The organism is Cupriavidus sp. FW305-27 (assembly GCF_058787995.1).
In genome coordinates this window covers 26,156-42,172 of the sequence record NZ_JBYTAG010000041.1, presented here as the reverse complement: position 1 = coordinate 42,172, position 16,017 = coordinate 26,156, and the positions used below count along the sequence as shown (strand labels likewise).

Here is a 16,017-nt window from a genome sequence, read left to right as displayed (position 1 = left end):
GGACGAACATGGCCGCACCCATCGGCAACCCATTGACCCAACTGCCCTGGCCGCAGGCCTGGGGCGACGGTTACCTGGTGCTCGATCCGCTAAATCACGATCCCACCCTCGCGGATCTGTCTGCCCTGACGCTACATCAGTGCTTGCCCGCCGGCATCGGCGACAACGCACACCTGATGCCCGCCGTGGTAGAGCTGGCCACCGTGTCGCCGGCAGACCGGCAGATGCTATTGAACGTGGCCCAGGATGAAGCCGCGCGTGGAGATCCGCCCCTCATCTGCGCGTGGCTGCAGAGCGTCGCCCCTGTCCAGGAAGTCAGCAGCCATCTGGCGTCCTGCCTCACCGGTACCGACCATGCCGGCGGACACGCGCTGTGGCGCTTCTACGACCCTCGCGTATTTGCGCACATGACGTGGCTGCTGCGTCCCGTCCAACTCCATGCGCTCCTTGGCCCGAGCGAGTCGTGGGGCTTCGCCTGGGCGGGCGATTGGTACCAGTTCGCCAGACCGACGCTGGCGGAGGCACCGCCGACGTTGCCGCGACCCTGGTGGCCAGACGCCAGGCAGTGGCCCACCGTCGAGCAAACCGCCGATATTGCGCAGGTCCTGACACGGATTGCCGGGCGCAACAAGCCGTCCCTGGCACAGGCCCGCACAGTGGACCGCGCCTTGCGGCACGCCGACGAAGTGCTGCATCTGACCCTGCCGGCGGATCGCCGTCACTACGCCACACACGTCGCGGCGTTTGGGCAGCCGTTCGAAGACCAACCGAAACTGCAGGCCGCATGGCCCGCCGTGGCCGCAGGCGAAATGACGCTGCGCCAGGCACTGGGATCGCTGTCCAGCGACGACTGGGAACTCATGAAAATCATGGCGCAGCACGCCAGGCAAATCTCATCGGAACGCCACCATGGTCATGTATAAGGTTGACAGCACGCTGGAATGTTCATCCAAACCGGTGAAGGCGTGCAATTTTTGCCATCATGCGCCCGGCTTGGCCGTGCTGCCGGTCCGGTACGCCGTCGTCGGACCCGAGGACAAGAACGGGGCGCCGCCGCTCTCAGGGAATTTCAGGATCGAGAACGCCCCTGCCCAGCTCGGCAGCGGGGTGCAGTACATCCTTCGCACGATGCGCCCCGGCTTCCTGTACGTCTTCCATGAAGCCATGCAAATGTGGGATGCCTATGTGGTCATGAAGGGCGGTCACCTGTGGAAGGTCATACCGGAGAATCCTGGCCCAGCCAAAGTCCCGGAGGCGTTCAGTTGCTGTGTTAGTTCGCACCACAGCCTTGAATCCCTGTATTTCACCATTCCCGATCCCGCGCACGCGACGCGTGTCTGGTACGCCTATTCGCATGTGGCCTGGACCAAGGCCCAACTGAACGACAACAAGCACAAAGTCGATGTGCGCAGGGCTCATATGCAATGCCTCGACGTGGCCGCCTGGATGGGCAACCAGAACCAGCCACACGCCGGCCGCGCGACGGAAATCAACAAGCGCGTGGCATCGTTCGCCATGACGCCCGAAGCGCAGCAACAAGCATTCCGGCATCTGAGCGCCACACCACCCGGAACCATTAACCTGGGCGAGATTGCTCCGATTGGCCCCATAAGCGGTTCGATGCTTGCGGATCGGATGGAGATCGTGTCCCCCGGCAAGGCGATGATGCTGGCGTTCAATGATCCGCTCGCAATCACTGAAGACCTGGGCATCCTGACCAATCCCAAGCTGCACGCTAAGGCAAACAACGGCGTCATCTGGGACAAGGCAACAGATCTGTTCCTGGATACGCTCGAAAAGAACATCCGGGCCAACGCCGAGGCGCAGCACACGAAAGAGGCGGAGGCCGCGGCGGCCGAGGCTGAGCGCATGAAGACCACGCCGGATGGATTTCCGGCTTACGAACTCATGTCGGTTCTGTTTAATGGAAAAGCGACGGCCGAGCGATGGAAGCGCGAAGATGCGGAGCGTGAAGCCACGCGACTTGCCCGCAAGAAAGCCGCCAGTGACGCCGCCTGGAAACCCTACGAAGACGAACTCACGCCAGGCAAGCGCCACCAGGACCTGAGTCCCAGACTGAAGGCCCTCAACGAGGACGTGCTGGCACCCATTGCGACCTCGCTCGCACAGTGGCTCATGAGTCCTCAGCTTGCTTCCTACATGCAATACCGGCATGACAAGATGGACCTGCCGCACGGCTATGTCTACAACGAATCCCTGACGCGCTGCCTGGAGAACGCGCTCGACACCGTGGAATGCCGTCGGGTCATCCAGCGTTGGTTCAACGAGGCGAATCCGGAGAACCACAGCAATCTGCTTGCGCGCGCCCTGTTGCTGGACCACAAGCCCATCATCGACACGGTGCCGGACCCGACCGACCAGGGCTATGCTGCCATCTTCGGCATCCTGAAGAGCGGTCTCGACAAGATGGACTCCATGGCAAAGGGCCTCACTCTTCCCGAAGCCCTAGCGAAGATGGGCCTGGTACCGCGCCTGACCTGGATACTGGCCGACCAGATCATCCCGACCCTTGCAAACAGCTTCAGTTCGGCATCGGCCAGGCTCGCCTTGTACGGGATGAGCCTGCTAGGCGGCGTGCGCCTGATCGCCCCGACGGCCAGCGTCATGCAAATCCGCGCGGTCGTGCTGAACGATCTCTCCACAGTGAATCCGGAGTTGTACAAGCAACTGGACCGCACCCGACGGCGCGAGGACGCCGTGGCACTCGGACGCGCGGCCAAGCGCATGGCTCAAACCGCCAGATTGGTGTGGTTCAAGACAGAGGACCTGGAGCGCATTCCGGAACTGAGCGCCCTCAAGCTGCGTACCGCCAATGACGTGCCTGGGGTGCGGCAAGTCAAGGCGGTCCTGGGTTCACGCTTCGTGAATGTCGGGGCGGTCGCCTGCATCCTGCAGGGACTGGCACTCTATCACGCCACGCAATCGTTCCGCGCAGCGGGCGAGTTCGACGAACCCGAAAGAGGAATCAAGCTGGTCGGCGGCCTGGTGTCCATGGCCGGGACCCTTGCCGAGCAGACTGGCGTCGTGCTGGAGAAGGCGCCGACGCACGTAATTGTCCGGCGCATCATGCGCTCGCCGCCGAAGGCGGAATGGCTGGAAATGGGCAAGAAGCTGGCTGTCAGAGGGCGTTGGATTGGTTTTGCCGGGGCTGCAGTTGGGGTGGGATGGGATGCGTACCATGCCTACGATGAAGGCATGAGGGGAAACCGGACAGTCTCAATACTATATTTTGGCTCTGCGATGTCCGGAGGCGCAGCAGCCGTCCTCCCGCTGGCGACTGAAGAATTCCTGGCCTTCCTCGTTGGGGTGCCTAGCTGGCCGTTCCTAGTCGTGTTGCTCGCGGTGAACATCGGCATCCTGATACTAGACGACCCGGCGACGCTCAAGTGGGCCAAGCGTTGCCGTTTCAGCAAGGGACCCGCCAGCGAACGCTACACCAGCCTGGAGACCGAGTCGTTCGAGTTCGTGCAACTGGGCCTCAAGGACGTCAAATAGGACTCTTCGATGAAATTCCCGACCAAGGATGAACGCACGCCTTTCTACTTCCGCCAACAGGGCAAACCGCTGGGCAAGTGGGAGCAAGAACACCGGCTCCATGTCGGCCAGCCTGCCAGCGAGCATGTGCTGGAGAGCGGCAATGTCTACCGCATTGATTCGACCTGCCTGGAGATCACCGATGAGTCGCAGGCTCGGATGCAGAACGTTGGTCTGCTTTGGATTATCTGTTCAGCATTTGCGTCGTTTTCTCTCTTTTACGGATTATTGCTTGCAACTAGCCCATTCAGAGACTCTGAGGAAATGATGGCGAAGAACGGGTATTGGTTCGGTACGATCGTCGGCATATTACTTGGCTTTAGTTCTGCAGGCTTCTTCGGTCTGCTTGCCTTCGATCCGATGCGTCGCAACATGTTCACGCTGAAGCGCCGCCCCATCCGCCTGAACCGGAAGACCCGTCGTATCTATGCCATTCGCACCAAGGACCCGGGCGGCATCTGGGAAGTGCCATGGAACCATGACGAATTCTTCTGTGTGGGCCATCGGCGCATGGGCGGATTTTCACGCGCCTATGACATGTACGACATCCGCCATTACCAGCTCGACGCGAGTGGCAACGTCGTCCGCGCATTCGTGCTCGGCCAGTTCGTCTTCACCCTGGAAGAAGCCTACGCGCAGTGGGAATACTACCGCCGCTACATGCAGGACGGGCCGGCTGGGCTGCCCGAGCCATATCGCTTCTGGGCGCCGCGGGAAACGTTCTGGGAAGGCTACAAGATCTGCAGAGGGGGTAAATTCTCCGGAGCGTTCTTCACCTTGACCGACGTCATCTTTGCACCGTTCGCACTGCTGGATGCGATCGCCCGCTGGCTCGTGCTCGTCACGTGCAGTGATCCCGTGTGGCCGCCGGAGATCGAGGCGGCGTGCAAGCCCATGCCCAATGACCCGTACGCGCGCCCGTACGCCGACGACTACATCGGCGTGCCGAGCGGCCCGGATGCCAGGCCCTCCCGCGAGGATCTGGCGCGAATGCTCGACCAGCAGCAGGAGCGACGCAAGCGTGGCGCGCTGACCCGCGCGGAAGCGGAAGCCCTGCTTCGAAGCACTACGGAACAGACCACATGACCGCCACTTCGCCGCTACCAGCGCCTCACGTTATCTTGATAGAGCAACCTTCCAAGGTACCGGGCAAGCGCGGAATGGAAGGATTCTGGGGCATGCGCTACGGGAACAAGACGGTCCTGACTGCCTACCTGTCGCCGATCGACCTGCTGTTGGACTCAATGCGGGGCAGCGCCCCCAATCAAGCCTTCAAGTTTCCATCCCTTGACCGGCTGCCCGCAGCCCGCGTGAAGCAAACCTTCCCGACCGGCGTGGAGTTGGACATTGCCTGCGGCTTTCTCGCCCGCGACGGACAGCTCCTGCTCAGCCCAAGCGGCAAGTGGCGGCGCAACGTCTTGGTGCATGACGTGCGCGCGCCATTGCGGATGAGAATTCTTATGCCTGAATACACCACCGATGGCCGACGCGAGATCAGCCGTCTCTTTGAGGGCGCAGGTCTCTTTGCCTGGCAGGACACACTGCAGTCGCTAGCCAGGATCTGGAAGGGCGACCGCATGAAGCACGCAATAGACAGCGCGCTGGCAACCGCAAGTACGGTAGTGCATTCGGCTGGCCAGGTCGTGAACCAGATCGCCGTATTCGATCCGGAGGCGGAACAATGGCATTTTGTCCCTTGCCAGACGATGGACGATGTGCCGGAGAACAATCACCCACATGGAGGCGGCGACAGCGCCACGGTAGGCTGACGTTGATTCGGAGCGTCTCGGCCAGACGACACGTTGTTCAATTCAGCCTTTCCTTGAGGCCATGTAATTTGAGACCCTCACCTCACCATGCAGACCGGCGAAATATCAAGGAAGTCGCGCCGGCACGGTATCCCGTGCCGGCGCCATTCACTTGTCGCAGCCTTACTTCAACTGCTGCGCAAACTCATCCAGCTGCGTAATGCAGGTGCCCCAGCCTTCATAGAACCCGAGCTCCTCATGCTGCTTGCGCGTGGCCTCGTCCGGATGCATCACGCGCGCAATGTAGCGGGTGCCGTCACCCTCGTCGGCCATGGTGATGACCGCGGTCATCGACAGCCACGGCTTGTTGGGCCGGTACCCGGCCACCAGGGCCGAGGTGGAGACGATCTTCTCCATCGGCACGATCTCGAGGAAGCATCCCGGGTTGTCGCTGACGCCGCCGTCCGGGCCTTTCATGAGGGTATGGAAGGCGCCGCCGGGGCGCATGTCGAAGGCCAGGACCTCGGTGGTCCAGGGTTTGGGGCACCACCATTCCTTGAGCAGCTTGGGATCGCTCCATGCACGCCAGACCTTGGCACGCGGGGCCTTGAGCAGGCGCGAGATGACCAGGTCCTGGCTTTCAGGGCTGGCGGCGTTTTCATTCGGCATCTGACTGTTCCTCCTGATGAAGGGCTTCGACAAGAGCGGCCAGGCGGTCGGTACGGGCCTCCCACATGGCGCGCTGGTCGGCCAGCCATTGCTGCGCGTCTGACAGCGGTTGCGGTACCAGTTCGCAAGTGCGCACGCGCCCCGTCTTGCGCGAGCGGATCAGGCCGCTGCGCTCCAGCACCTGCAGGTGCTTCATGAACGAGGGCAGTGCCATCGTGAACGGTGCCGCCAGCGCCGAGACCGTTTCCGGCCCGCGGCCGAGCACGCTGACGATGGCGCGGCGGGTCGGATCCGCCAGCGCGTAGAACACGTCGGAAAGCGGGGAAATATCGACAGCCTGGGACACGTCAGCAAACTCGGCACAATGGTTAGCCATGGGGCTAAGTATAGGGAGGCAAGCGGAAACTGCAAGCGCGAAATGCAAGACGCCCCGGCATCAGCCGGGGCGTCTTGTGATCGGGGAAGCGGGGCGCAGGCTATTGCTGCCGCACGTACGCCGCCAGCGCCTTGACCTCATCCGCCTTCAAGCCGGCAAACGGCGGCATCGGCACCGATCCCCATTTGCCGCTGCTGCCGCCGCGGATGCTGGCTTCCAGCTTGGCCTGTGCCTGCGCATCGCCCTTATAGCGGGTGGCGACTTCGTGATAAGCCGGGCCGACCACCTTCTGCGTCACGCTGTGGCAGCTCAGGCAGGCGTTCCTGGCCAGCAGGCCCTGCACGTCCACCGCGGCGGCGGCAGGCGCCGAGGCGGCCGCGGGTGTGGCCGGCGCGGGCTTGCCCGCCTTCTGCGCGATCGCCACGATCTCCGGGTCCTTGATCCTGGCGGAGCCGTAGGCCACCGCGAGGTAGGCGCCGAGCTGCTCGACCTCGCCATCGTCGATCGGCGCACCATAGGCCTGCTGCATTTTCTTCATCTCGGCGGTCCACTGCGTCAGGCTCAGGCCGGGCGGCTGGTAGGAGACGTAGTCGGCCGAATGGCAGATCGCGCATTTCTGCATGGCGATGCCGTAGCCGGGCAGCTTGGCCGGTTTGAGCTTGACGTTCTCCGCCGGCAGCTTGATGTCCTGGGGGGCCGCGGACGCGCTGCCCGCGCCCAGCAGGGCGAGCGCGAGCAGCACTGGGGTGATGGATCGATGCATGGTGCGCTCCTCAGGCGATGGTGACCGGCGTGGATTCAATGACGTTGCGGCGATAGCCGGCCGGGTTCCAGTTGGCCTTGGCGGGCTGCACCTCGCCCTGGACGCTGGTGGCGCGCACCATCAGCACCGCCGGGCCCTTGCGCGCGAACTTCACCGGCAGTTGCCAGGCGCGGAACGAGAAGCGCCCCAGGTCCTGGCCCAGCGTCGCGGCCTGCCAGCTCTGCCCGCCGTCCACCGAGACCTCGACGCCGCGGATGCCGGAGCCGCCATCGAAGGCAATGCCTTTCAGCTCCACCGTGCGCCCGGCGGGCAGCACGCCGCCGGCGCCCACGCTGGTGATGAAGCTGCGTACCGCCAGCGTCGAGATCGGTCGCGTCTTGCTGGCGGGGGTGCCCGGCGCCACGCATTGGCAGTCGTTATCCGGTACGCGATAGCCCTTGGTCATGAAGAACGCATCATGGCCTTCGAACGGGTGGTCCAGCACCTCGATCTCGGACAGGTGTTTGATCCAGTAGGTGCCGAAGTAGCCCGGCACCACCAGCTTGACGGGGTAGCCGTTGAGCAGCGGCAGGTCTTCGCCGTTCATGCCCCAGGCCAGCATCGGCTCGCCGTTCATGGCATGGGCGATATCGAGCGACTTGCGGAAGTCCGGCGTGCTCGGCAACACCGGCGTATCCATCCCGTTGAACGTGACCACCTTGGCGCCGGCCTTGACGCCTGCGTGCTCCAGCACCTTGCGCAGCGGCATGCCGGTCCAGCGCGCATTGCCCATTGCGCCGTTGGCAAGTTGGGCACCGAACACGCGCGGCTCGGAGAAGCCGCGGCTGTTGCCTGAGCACTGGTTCACGGCGACGATGTCCACCGGATCGGCCAGCCGCTTCAGTTCATCGAGCGACAGCTTCAGCGGCTTGTTGACGTGGCCGCCGACCGTCAGGCGGAAGGTGGCAAGGTCTACAGACAGCGGAATGTTGGCCAGGTGGTAGCGCACGAAGAAGGCGTCGTTGGCGGTGATCGGCCCCTCGTTGAATGCAGAGAAGGGCGTCTCAAGGTGTGGCGGCCGGGTGCTGACGCGCACCAGCGGGCGCTTGCCCGGATAGCGCACCAGCGGGCGGGGGCCGTCGGCCAGCGTGACGCCGTCGCTGATGCGCGCGGCCAGTGCGCCGAGCGGGGTGGCGCCGAGGGCGAGCAGGCCCGCGCCCTGGACGATGCGGCGCCGGGCCGGCAGCGGCTGGGCGGGGTCGGCAGATTCCGCCGGACTGTTCTTGTCTCGCATGGGGCGTCTCCTTCAGGGGCTTGTTGTGTCTCGCAAGGCGCTATGGCGGGTACTTTGAGGCCGCGGCATCAACTTGTGAAACGTGTTTTGCTGCTAGCACTTATCGATTGAATCGATATAGGGGAAGACCACGGGCGTTCCGCCGAGAAACCGCTTGCATCGCGAATTCCATTTCCCTACACTTACAAAAACGTTTTTGTTGGCGGAAATCGATAATATCCGAGGCGAATTGCGCACAGACGCAGCAAGTGGCTTGCGAGCCACCGGCACAAACGCTCACACACCAAACGAGGAGCAAAGCATGTCCCACCCCGCCCCCGCGCCGGTGGATGAACGGCTGCCATGGCGGCGCCTGTTTGTCTTCGGGCTTCAACACGTACTGGTCATGGCCGCGTCGCCGATCGCGTCCGTCTTCCTGATGAGCAAGGCGCTGAACTTCCCGCCCGCGCTGGCGGTGCAGCTGCTGAGCGCCACCTTTGTGATCTGCGGCCTCGGCACGCTGTTGCAGTCGCTGGGCAAGCGCGGCATCGGTGCCCGGCTGCCGTTCGTGATGCTGCCCGGCGGCGCCCCGATCGTGCTGTTTATCCTGATCGCGCAGCAGACCGACGTGCAGACCGCTGCCGGCGCGGTGATCCTGACCGGCGTGTTCTACTTCTGCGTGCTGCCGGTGTTCCGGCGCTGTCTGCGCTATTTCCCGCCGGTGGTGGTGGGGACGATGCTGCTGCTGGTGGCGATCAACCTGGCGCAGGTATCCGGCAAGCTGGTTGCCGGCCACCCGGCCGCGGGCAGCACGGTGGACCCGCTCAACCTGCTGCTGGCGTTCGCCACCATTGCCTGCACCGTGGCGGCATCGCGCCTGCTGTCGGGCATGCTGGCGCAGCTGGCGATCCTGCTGGGGCTGCTGGGCGGTGCGCTGGTGGCCGGGCTGGCCGGCGCGTTCCAGCCTGGCCATGTGTCGATGTCGCCCGTGTTCGCGTTGCCCACGCCGTTCCCGTTCGGGTGGCCGCATTTCGATGTGGTGGCGGCAATCCCGCTGATGGTGTTCGCCGTGATCTCGATGGTGGAGGCCACCGGCCAGACGCTGGCGATCAGCGATGCCGTGGGCCGGCCGGTTGACCAGCAGCGCGACGTGCCGCGCACCATCCGCGCCGATGCGCTGACTTCGCTGCTGGGCGGGATGTTCGGCACCTCGCTGATCATCACCAGCGGCGAGAACATCGGCATCGTGCGTGCCACCGGCGTGCGCTCGCGCTTCGTCACGGCGATGTCGGGCGCGATCCTGGTGGTGTTCGGGCTGCTGGTGCCGGTGTCGTCGCTGATCAGCGCGATTCCCGAGGCCGTGGTCGGCGGTACCGGGCTGGTGGTGTTCTGCATCGTCGGCACCATGGGCATCGACATGCTGCGCAAGGTGGACCTGCGCGACCACGCCAATATGTACGTGGTGGCCGTGGCGCTGGCCGTGGGCCTGCTGCCGATCCTGGTGCCCGGCATCTATGGCGGCCTGCCGGCCAATGTGCGCATCCTGGTGGGCAATGGCGTGGCCATGGGGGCCATTACCGCGGCGCTGCTCAACTTCCTGTTTTTCCATACGGGCCTGCGAGCCGCGGCAGCGGGCGCGGTTGCCCGCGACGATGCCGCCGCCACGCATTGACCCGGCTTCCTGAATTGCAATGACTGATCGTTCTGACTCGACGCCGGCCTGGCCCGGCGATACCAACCCGGCCCTGGTGCCGGACAGCTTCAGGCAGCCGCGCATCCTGCTGCCGGAATGGACCTTGCTGCGCCAGGGCGCGGTACGCGGCCACGCGGTGGTGGTGGAGGGCGGCCGCTTCACGGCAGTGGGCACGGCCGCGGAAGTCGCCGCACGCTTCCCCGAGCTGGAAACCCTGCCGCTGCCGCGCATGCTGCTGATGCCCGGCATGATCGACACGCACCACCACCTGACGCAGTCGTTCGGCAAGTCGCTGGTGTTCGGCGAACCATCGGAGATCTTCCGGCGCGTGTGGGTGCCGCTGGAAGGCAGCCTGAAGGCGGAGCACCTGTACCTGTCGTCCAAGCTGGCGGCGCTGGAAGCGCTGCGCGGCGGCTTCACCACCGTGGTCGATGCCGGCACGCGCAGCGACGCCGGGCTGGATGCGGTCGCGCGCGCGGTCGCCGATGCCGGCGTGCGCTGCGTGCTGGGCCTGATCTGCAACGACAAGCCCGGTGCCGAAACGCTCGACGCCGCGCCGATCCTGCGCCGCGCCGCCGCCCACCTGGACAAGTACGCCAGCGATCCGCTGGTGGCCCCGTCGCTGGCGATCTCGATTCCCGAGGTGGCCTCCGACGCGATGCTGCACCACGTCTACCAGTTGTGCGCCGAGTCCGGCCGCATCTTCCAGACCCATGCCAACGAGCACCTGGTGGCGGTGGAGCGCTCGCTCAACGCCTGCGGGCGCCGTCCGATCGAACATCTCGCCGCAGTCGGCGCACTGGGTCCGGCGGCACTGCTGGCGCATGCCACGCTGGTGACGCCGCATGAGATCCGCTTGCTGGCCGACACCGGCAGCGCGGTGGCTTACAACCCCGTGGCCAGCGCCTGGAAGGGCAACGCCGTGGCACCGGCCGAGACCATGGCTACCTTCGGCGTGCGCCTGGGCCTGGGCACCGATGGCACCCGCAGCGACGGCTTCCGCCTGCTGGACTATGCCGAGGCCGCCCAGCGCTTCGCCTTCGGCATCGGCGTGGGCGATTCCTCCTGCGGCGCGGGCTGGCGCTGGGTCGACATGGCCACGCACGACGCGGCCGATGTGGCGGGTCTCGGTGCGCTCACCGGCGAGATCGCCGCAGGCAAGCGCGCCGACTTCCTGCTGGTCGACCTGGACGTGCCTGAGCTGACGCCGTCCTGGGACCTGACCTGGGAACTGGTGCGCCTGGCCAACCGCGACCAGATCCGCGCGGTCTTTGTCGATGGCAGCCTGCGCCTGTGGCAGGGCTGGCCCACGGACTGGGACGCACGCGCGCTGATGCGGGCGATCCACGCCATGGCCGAGGACACCGTCGCCAACGCCCCGATCCGCAAGCTGCATGAAGCCGCGGACGTGCACCGAGTCCGCCATGCCGGCACGGAGGCATCCTGACCATGGACATGACGTTGTTCAGCGTCGGCGTGGCGGTCTTTACCGGCGCGCTGGTCCAGGGTGCGACCGGCATGGGCTTCGCGCTGATCGTGGTGCCGGTGCTGGCGCTGGCCGCGCCGGCAATGCTGCCCGGCGCGCTGCTGCTGGCGATGCTGCCGCTCAACGCCTATGTGGCCTGGCGCGAACGCCATGCCATCGATATGCGCGGGGCCGGCTGGATCAGCGCCGGGCGGCTGGCCGGCACCTTCGGCGGGCTGTGGGTGCTGGTGGCGATGCCGATGGCATGGCTCAACGCGCTGGTCGGCGGCAGCACCATTGCCGCAGCGGTGGTGTCATTGCTGGCGCCGGCCTTTACGCCGGGGCGGCTGACCTTTGCCTCGACCGGCCTGATCACCGGCGTGACCGAGACCGCAACCGGTGTCGGCGGCCCGCCGCTGGCGCTGGCCTACCAGCATGCGCCGGTCGCGACGCTGCGCGCCACCGTGGCGCTGTGCTTCCTGGTCGGTGAAGCGATCTCGCTGGTGGTGCTGGCGCTGAGCGACCGGCTCGGCATGGAGCAGGTGCTCTATGCCATCGGGCTGCTGCCGGTGCTGATGGTCGGCATGGTGGCCAGCCACCTGGTGCACAAGCGCATCAACCAGCGCATGCTGCGCATCGGCGTGCTGGTGTTTGCGCTGGTTTCCGGTGCGGTGGTGCTGCTGCGCGGTTAGTGTCCTAGACGCCTGGCGTGGACGATGCCCGCACCACCAGTTCGGGCGCGGGCCCGGTGATCACGTCGCGGCTGCGGTCGCCGGACAGATGTGCGAACAGCAGCTCCACGGCCAGCGATGCCACGCGCTCCAGGTGCAGGTTGACCGCGGTGATCGGCGGCTGCGCGCTGCGGGCGCGGATGCCGTCATAGCGCGTCACCACCAGCACATCGTCGGGCACGTGCTTGCCCAGCGCTTGCAGGTGGGCCATGGCGCCCACCGCAAACGCATCCACCGGCGCGCACAGCGCATCGAGCGCCGGCATCTGCGCCAGCAATTGCGCGCAGGCGTCGGCGCCAGCGGCTTCGCCGTGTTCCTCGGCTGCCTTGACGATATGGCAGGGCAGGCCCATTGCCTGCGTGAACTCGCGGTAAGCGCGTTCGGTTTCCACATACGACTGGCGCGGCGCCGCGCCGATCATCAGGCCGATATGCCGGCGCCCGTGCCCGTGCAAGTGCGCCAGCAGCAGCCGGGCGGTGTCGGCCGATTGCAGGTCGACGCAAGGCACCGGCGTGTCGGTCAGCGGCTCGCGTCCGATCGACACGATGCTGACGCCGCGCTCGCGCAGCCGCGCGATATGCGGGTCGCCCGCAATCGGCTCGATCACGATCGCGCCGTCGATATCCAATGTATCGAGCAGGCCCCCCGCGCCTTCCAGCGGTGGCACCAGCACCACGCCCAGGCCGCGCCCCATTGCCGCCTCGGCGGCAATCGCCGCCACTTCCATCATGAAGCCGAGCCGCGATGTGCCGCCCGCCACCGCGAATGGCATCGACGACAACAGCGCGATGCAGTTGGCGCGGCCCGACTGCAGCCGCTGCGCGCGCACGCTGGGACGGTAGCCCAGCTCGGCGGCAACGCGCTTGACGCGCGCACGCGTGGCCGGGTCCAGCACGCCACGGTCGTTCAGCGCGTGCGACACCGTGGTCAGCGACACGCCGGCGGCGCGGGCGACGTCATGGATGGTGATGCGGCGAGGGCGGTCTGGCGTGGATTCGGTCATGCGGGACACGGGCGATGGTTCAGGGCGGAGCATACAACAGCGCGCGGCAAGGGGCAGGCTCAGCGGCGCGCGTTGGCACCGCCAGCTTCGGACGACAGCGCTTTCCAGTGTTCGCGCGTGAACCGATAGAGCACCTCCAGCGCCGGCGACAGCGAGCGCGCCGCCATGCGTGCAATGCCATAGCGGCCGCAGCGGCGCGGATCGGGCGGCATCGGCACTTCGGCCATCAGCCCCGCGGCGCGCTCCTGCCGCGTGATCGAGAGTACGCCGAACAACAGCGTATCGCTGGCCAGCGTCACGCTGCGCAGCATGTCGAGGTTGTCGCAATGCAGGGTGAAGAGCTTGTCCGGCGCGGCGCCCGGCCCCCATAGCTCCGCCAGTTGCCGGCTGATGACGGTGCTGAGCGTGGTGGTTGCCACCGGGTAGGCGCGGATGGTCTCGATATCGATGCGGCGCTTGCGCAGGATCGGATGCCCGGCGCGGCATACAAGACCTGCGGGCAATTCACCCAGTGGCTCCACGTCAATGTCGTCGGCCGCACGCAGCACATAGGCATCGCCGACGATGGCGTCGATGGTCTCGTTGCGCAGGGCCTCCAGCAGGGCGCTGGTGGCGCCGCTCTCGGTGCGCACCTTGACGCGCGCGTGGGCCTGCGCCATGTGGATCAGGAACGGCGTCAGCAGCAGCGCCGCCGGCGCGGGCGCCACCCCGATCGTCAGCGAGCCCTCCTCGGCGCCGCGCACCAGGTCCAGGTCGCGCCGCAACTGGCGTTCTTCCAGCCGCATGCGGCGCGCGCGTTCGGCCACCAGCTCGCCGAACACCGTCAGGCGCGCGCGCCGCGCGCCGCGGTCAAAGAGCGGCGCCTTGAGTTCGTCTTCCAGCGCGCGGATGCTGCGGCTCAGCGCCGGCTGGGTCAGGTGCACGGCACGGGCCGCTTCGGAGAACGTGCCGTGCTCGACCACGGCGAGCAGATGCAGAAGTTTCTGTGTGTCCATGCGGAAAACCATGCGCGTTGGTTATGGGAGCGGTTCAACATTTGCATTTGAATCATACCCCCGCGCTCCCTATGATGACCGGAACACAAGAGCGGGCCGGTGACAGCACACACGGCGTCCGCCATCCACCGTCCATCGGAAATCGGAGAGACATCATGCTCAAGCTGTTTATCGGCCTAGGCCTGCCGTTTATCGGCGTCATCGGAATGCTGCCCTGGGTGGCGGCTGTCGAGCGCTTCGTGCTCGGCGTGCCCTTCATCTACGCCTGGATCTTTGCCTGGTTCGTGCTGACCTCCGGCTGCATGCTGGCGTGCTGGCTGCTGTTCGACCGCCACGCCGCCGACGCGGCGCATGAAGCCTGAAGGGAGACCACCATGACCACAGCGGTATTCGTCGGCTTCATTGTCTTCTCGCTCTACCTCGCCATCCGCTCGAAGAAAGGCCACGGCGCGCAGAGCGTGCATGACTTCTTCGTGGCGTCGCGGCAGTTCGGCGCCTACCTGGTGTTCTTCCTGGCGGCGGGCGAGATCTACAGCATCGGCACGATGGTGGGCTTTCCCGGTGGCATCTACGCCAAGGGACCGACCTACGGGGTCTGGTTCCTCGGCTACATCCTGCTGGCGTATCCGCTCGGCTATTTCCTCGGGCCCAAGATCTGGCAGGCGGGCGCGCGCTATAACGCGATCACGCTGCCAGACCTGTTCAAGGGCCACTATGGCAGCCGTGCGCTGGAGCTGATCGTGGCGGGCTCGGCGATCCTGTTCCTGCTGCCCTGGGGCCAGCTGCAGTTCACCGGGCTGGTGGCGGCGCTCAAGGGGCTGGGCTGGGAGTTCGAGCCGGTGTACCTGGTGATGATCTCGGCGGCACTGGCCTTTACCTACATTGCCATCTCCGGCGTGCGCGCATCGGCCTATATCGCCATCCTCAAGGACATCCTGATGGTGGTGGCGATCGTCGTCACCGGCGTTGCGGTGGGCTGGAAGGCGGGCGTGGGCGAAGTGTTCCATGCCGCCAGCATGCAGGTCAGCAACCAGATGAATGACACCCAGCTGCGCTTCTCGATGAGCACCATGCTGTTCCAGGCGCTGGGCTTCTACGTGATGCCGTTCGCGGTGCAGAACTTCTTCACGGCCAAGAGCGCCAACACCATCCGGCGCACGCAGGTGGCGATGCCGCTGTACATGCTGATGTATCCGTTCCTGGTGCTGGCGTCGTACTACGCGATCAGCCAGAACCTGCAGCTCGCCTCCCCCAACGAGGCCTTCTTCGCGGCCGCGGTGCGGCTGTTGCCGGACTGGCTGCTCGGACTGGTGACCGCCGGCGCGGCGCTGTCGGGACTGCTGGTGCTGGCCGGCATCTGCCTGGCGATCGGCCCCATCGTCACGCGCAACCTGCTGCCGGGCATGCCCGAGGCGCGCCAGAAGCAGGGCGCCAAGGTGGTGATCGTGATCTACCTGGTGCTGTCGATCGCCATGACACTGGCCACGCCGAACCTGATGCTGACGCTGATCAATACCACCTACTACGGCGTGACGCAGTTCTTCCCTGGCGTGCTGGTGATCCTGTTCTCGCTGAAGGTGCGTCCGCTGGCGATTGCGCTCGGCATCGTCACCGGCCAGGCACTGGCGATCGCGCTGTATGTGCAGCAGGTCGACTTCGGCGGCATCAACCTCGGGCTGGTCAGCCTGGGCGTCAACCTGCTGGTGACCGCGCTGGTGAACTACACGCCCCGACTGGCCCGCGTGCAGGCGGCGTGAATGACCGGAA

15 protein-coding genes are annotated in these 16,017 nt (G+C 65.8%); 9 read left to right on the top strand and 6 right to left on the bottom strand.

Going from position 1 to position 16,017, the window contains the following annotated elements:
- The first annotated feature begins 8 nt into the window (after positions 1–8).
- From AC3WRI_RS19965 to AC3WRI_RS19950, 4 genes are read left to right on the top strand one after another with little or no spacing between them, the layout of a single operon-like run.
- A complete protein-coding gene (locus AC3WRI_RS19965; RefSeq protein WP_058698734.1) occupies positions 9–923 on the top strand; it encodes a DUF4123 domain-containing protein in 915 nt (304 codons plus the stop codon).
- A complete protein-coding gene (locus tag AC3WRI_RS19960) occupies positions 910–3,516 on the top strand; it encodes a T6SS effector BTH_I2691 family protein (RefSeq protein WP_492293899.1) in 2,607 nt (868 codons plus the stop codon). Before AC3WRI_RS19965 ends, AC3WRI_RS19960 begins: the two co-directional genes overlap by 14 nt.
- Before the next feature lie 9 nt (positions 3,517–3,525).
- Positions 3,526–4,641: a DUF6708 domain-containing protein gene (locus tag AC3WRI_RS19955; protein WP_011616846.1), complete on the top strand. Its 1,116-nt coding sequence runs from the start codon at positions 3,526–3,528 to the stop codon at positions 4,639–4,641.
- Entirely contained in the window at positions 4,638–5,324 is a 687-nt protein-coding gene (locus AC3WRI_RS19950; protein WP_492293897.1) for a hypothetical protein, read from the top strand. Before AC3WRI_RS19955 ends, AC3WRI_RS19950 begins: the two co-directional genes overlap by 4 nt.
- Positions 5,325–5,486: 162 nt before the next feature.
- On the opposite strand, the gene AC3WRI_RS19945 is transcribed toward AC3WRI_RS19950, so the two are convergent.
- The 4 genes from AC3WRI_RS19945 to sorA form a co-directional block, all read right to left on the bottom strand.
- Complete coding sequence (locus tag AC3WRI_RS19945; RefSeq protein ID WP_492293895.1) at positions 5,487–5,972, bottom strand: SRPBCC family protein; 486 nt, start codon at positions 5,970–5,972, stop codon at positions 5,487–5,489.
- Positions 5,962–6,348: an ArsR/SmtB family transcription factor gene (locus tag AC3WRI_RS19940; protein ID WP_051398556.1), complete on the bottom strand. Its 387-nt coding sequence runs from the start codon at positions 6,346–6,348 to the stop codon at positions 5,962–5,964. Before AC3WRI_RS19940 ends, AC3WRI_RS19945 begins: the two co-directional genes overlap by 11 nt.
- A 100-nt stretch (positions 6,349–6,448) precedes the next feature.
- Complete coding sequence (gene sorB, locus AC3WRI_RS19935; RefSeq protein WP_010813388.1) at positions 6,449–7,111, bottom strand: SorB family sulfite dehydrogenase c-type cytochrome subunit; 663 nt, start codon at positions 7,109–7,111, stop codon at positions 6,449–6,451.
- Positions 7,112–7,121: 10 nt separating this feature from the next.
- Positions 7,122–8,384 carry a SorA family sulfite dehydrogenase catalytic subunit gene (gene sorA, locus AC3WRI_RS19930; RefSeq protein ID WP_492293893.1) on the bottom strand — a complete coding sequence of 421 codons (1,263 nt, stop codon included), beginning with the start codon at positions 8,382–8,384 and terminating at the stop codon, positions 7,122–7,124.
- Positions 8,385–8,685: 301 nt separating this feature from the next.
- Between sorA and AC3WRI_RS19925 the strand changes: the two genes are divergently transcribed.
- The 3 genes from AC3WRI_RS19925 to AC3WRI_RS19915 are packed head-to-tail and all read left to right on the top strand — an operon-like array spanning position 8,686 to position 12,213.
- The gene (locus AC3WRI_RS19925; protein WP_010813390.1) at positions 8,686–10,035 is read left to right on the top strand and encodes a uracil-xanthine permease family protein; all 1,350 of its coding nucleotides are present in this window, start codon (positions 8,686–8,688) and stop codon (positions 10,033–10,035) included.
- A 19-nt stretch (positions 10,036–10,054) separates the two neighbouring features.
- Entirely contained in the window at positions 10,055–11,503 is a 1,449-nt protein-coding gene (locus tag AC3WRI_RS19920; RefSeq protein ID WP_439672557.1) for an amidohydrolase family protein, read from the top strand.
- A gap of 2 nt (positions 11,504–11,505) precedes the next feature.
- Positions 11,506–12,213, top strand: coding sequence for a sulfite exporter TauE/SafE family protein (locus AC3WRI_RS19915; protein ID WP_010813392.1), 708 nt, complete (start codon positions 11,506–11,508; stop codon positions 12,211–12,213).
- Positions 12,214–12,217: 4 nt separating this feature from the next.
- Here AC3WRI_RS19915 and AC3WRI_RS19910 read toward each other — a convergent pair whose 3' ends face one another.
- Both AC3WRI_RS19910 and AC3WRI_RS19905 read right to left on the bottom strand, forming a co-directional pair.
- Positions 12,218–13,255, bottom strand: a complete 1,038-nt coding sequence (locus AC3WRI_RS19910) for a LacI family DNA-binding transcriptional regulator (RefSeq protein ID WP_041688032.1) — start codon at positions 13,253–13,255, stop codon at positions 12,218–12,220.
- A 59-nt stretch (positions 13,256–13,314) separates the two neighbouring features.
- Positions 13,315–14,250 (bottom strand): LysR family transcriptional regulator, encoded by a 936-nt coding sequence (locus AC3WRI_RS19905; RefSeq protein WP_037023897.1) that lies wholly within the window; start codon positions 14,248–14,250, stop codon positions 13,315–13,317.
- Between the two features lie 155 nt (positions 14,251–14,405).
- On the opposite strand from AC3WRI_RS19905, the gene AC3WRI_RS19900 reads away from it, so the two are divergent.
- Together AC3WRI_RS19900 and AC3WRI_RS19895 are read left to right on the top strand one after the other, a co-directional pair.
- Entirely contained in the window at positions 14,406–14,612 is a 207-nt protein-coding gene (locus AC3WRI_RS19900; protein ID WP_010813395.1) for a DUF3311 domain-containing protein, read from the top strand.
- A 12-nt stretch (positions 14,613–14,624) separates the two neighbouring features.
- On the top strand, positions 14,625–16,007 hold the full coding sequence (locus AC3WRI_RS19895; protein ID WP_011616852.1) for a sodium:solute symporter family protein: 1,383 nt from the start codon (positions 14,625–14,627) through the stop codon (positions 16,005–16,007).
- Positions 16,008–16,017: the final 10 nt, after the last annotated feature.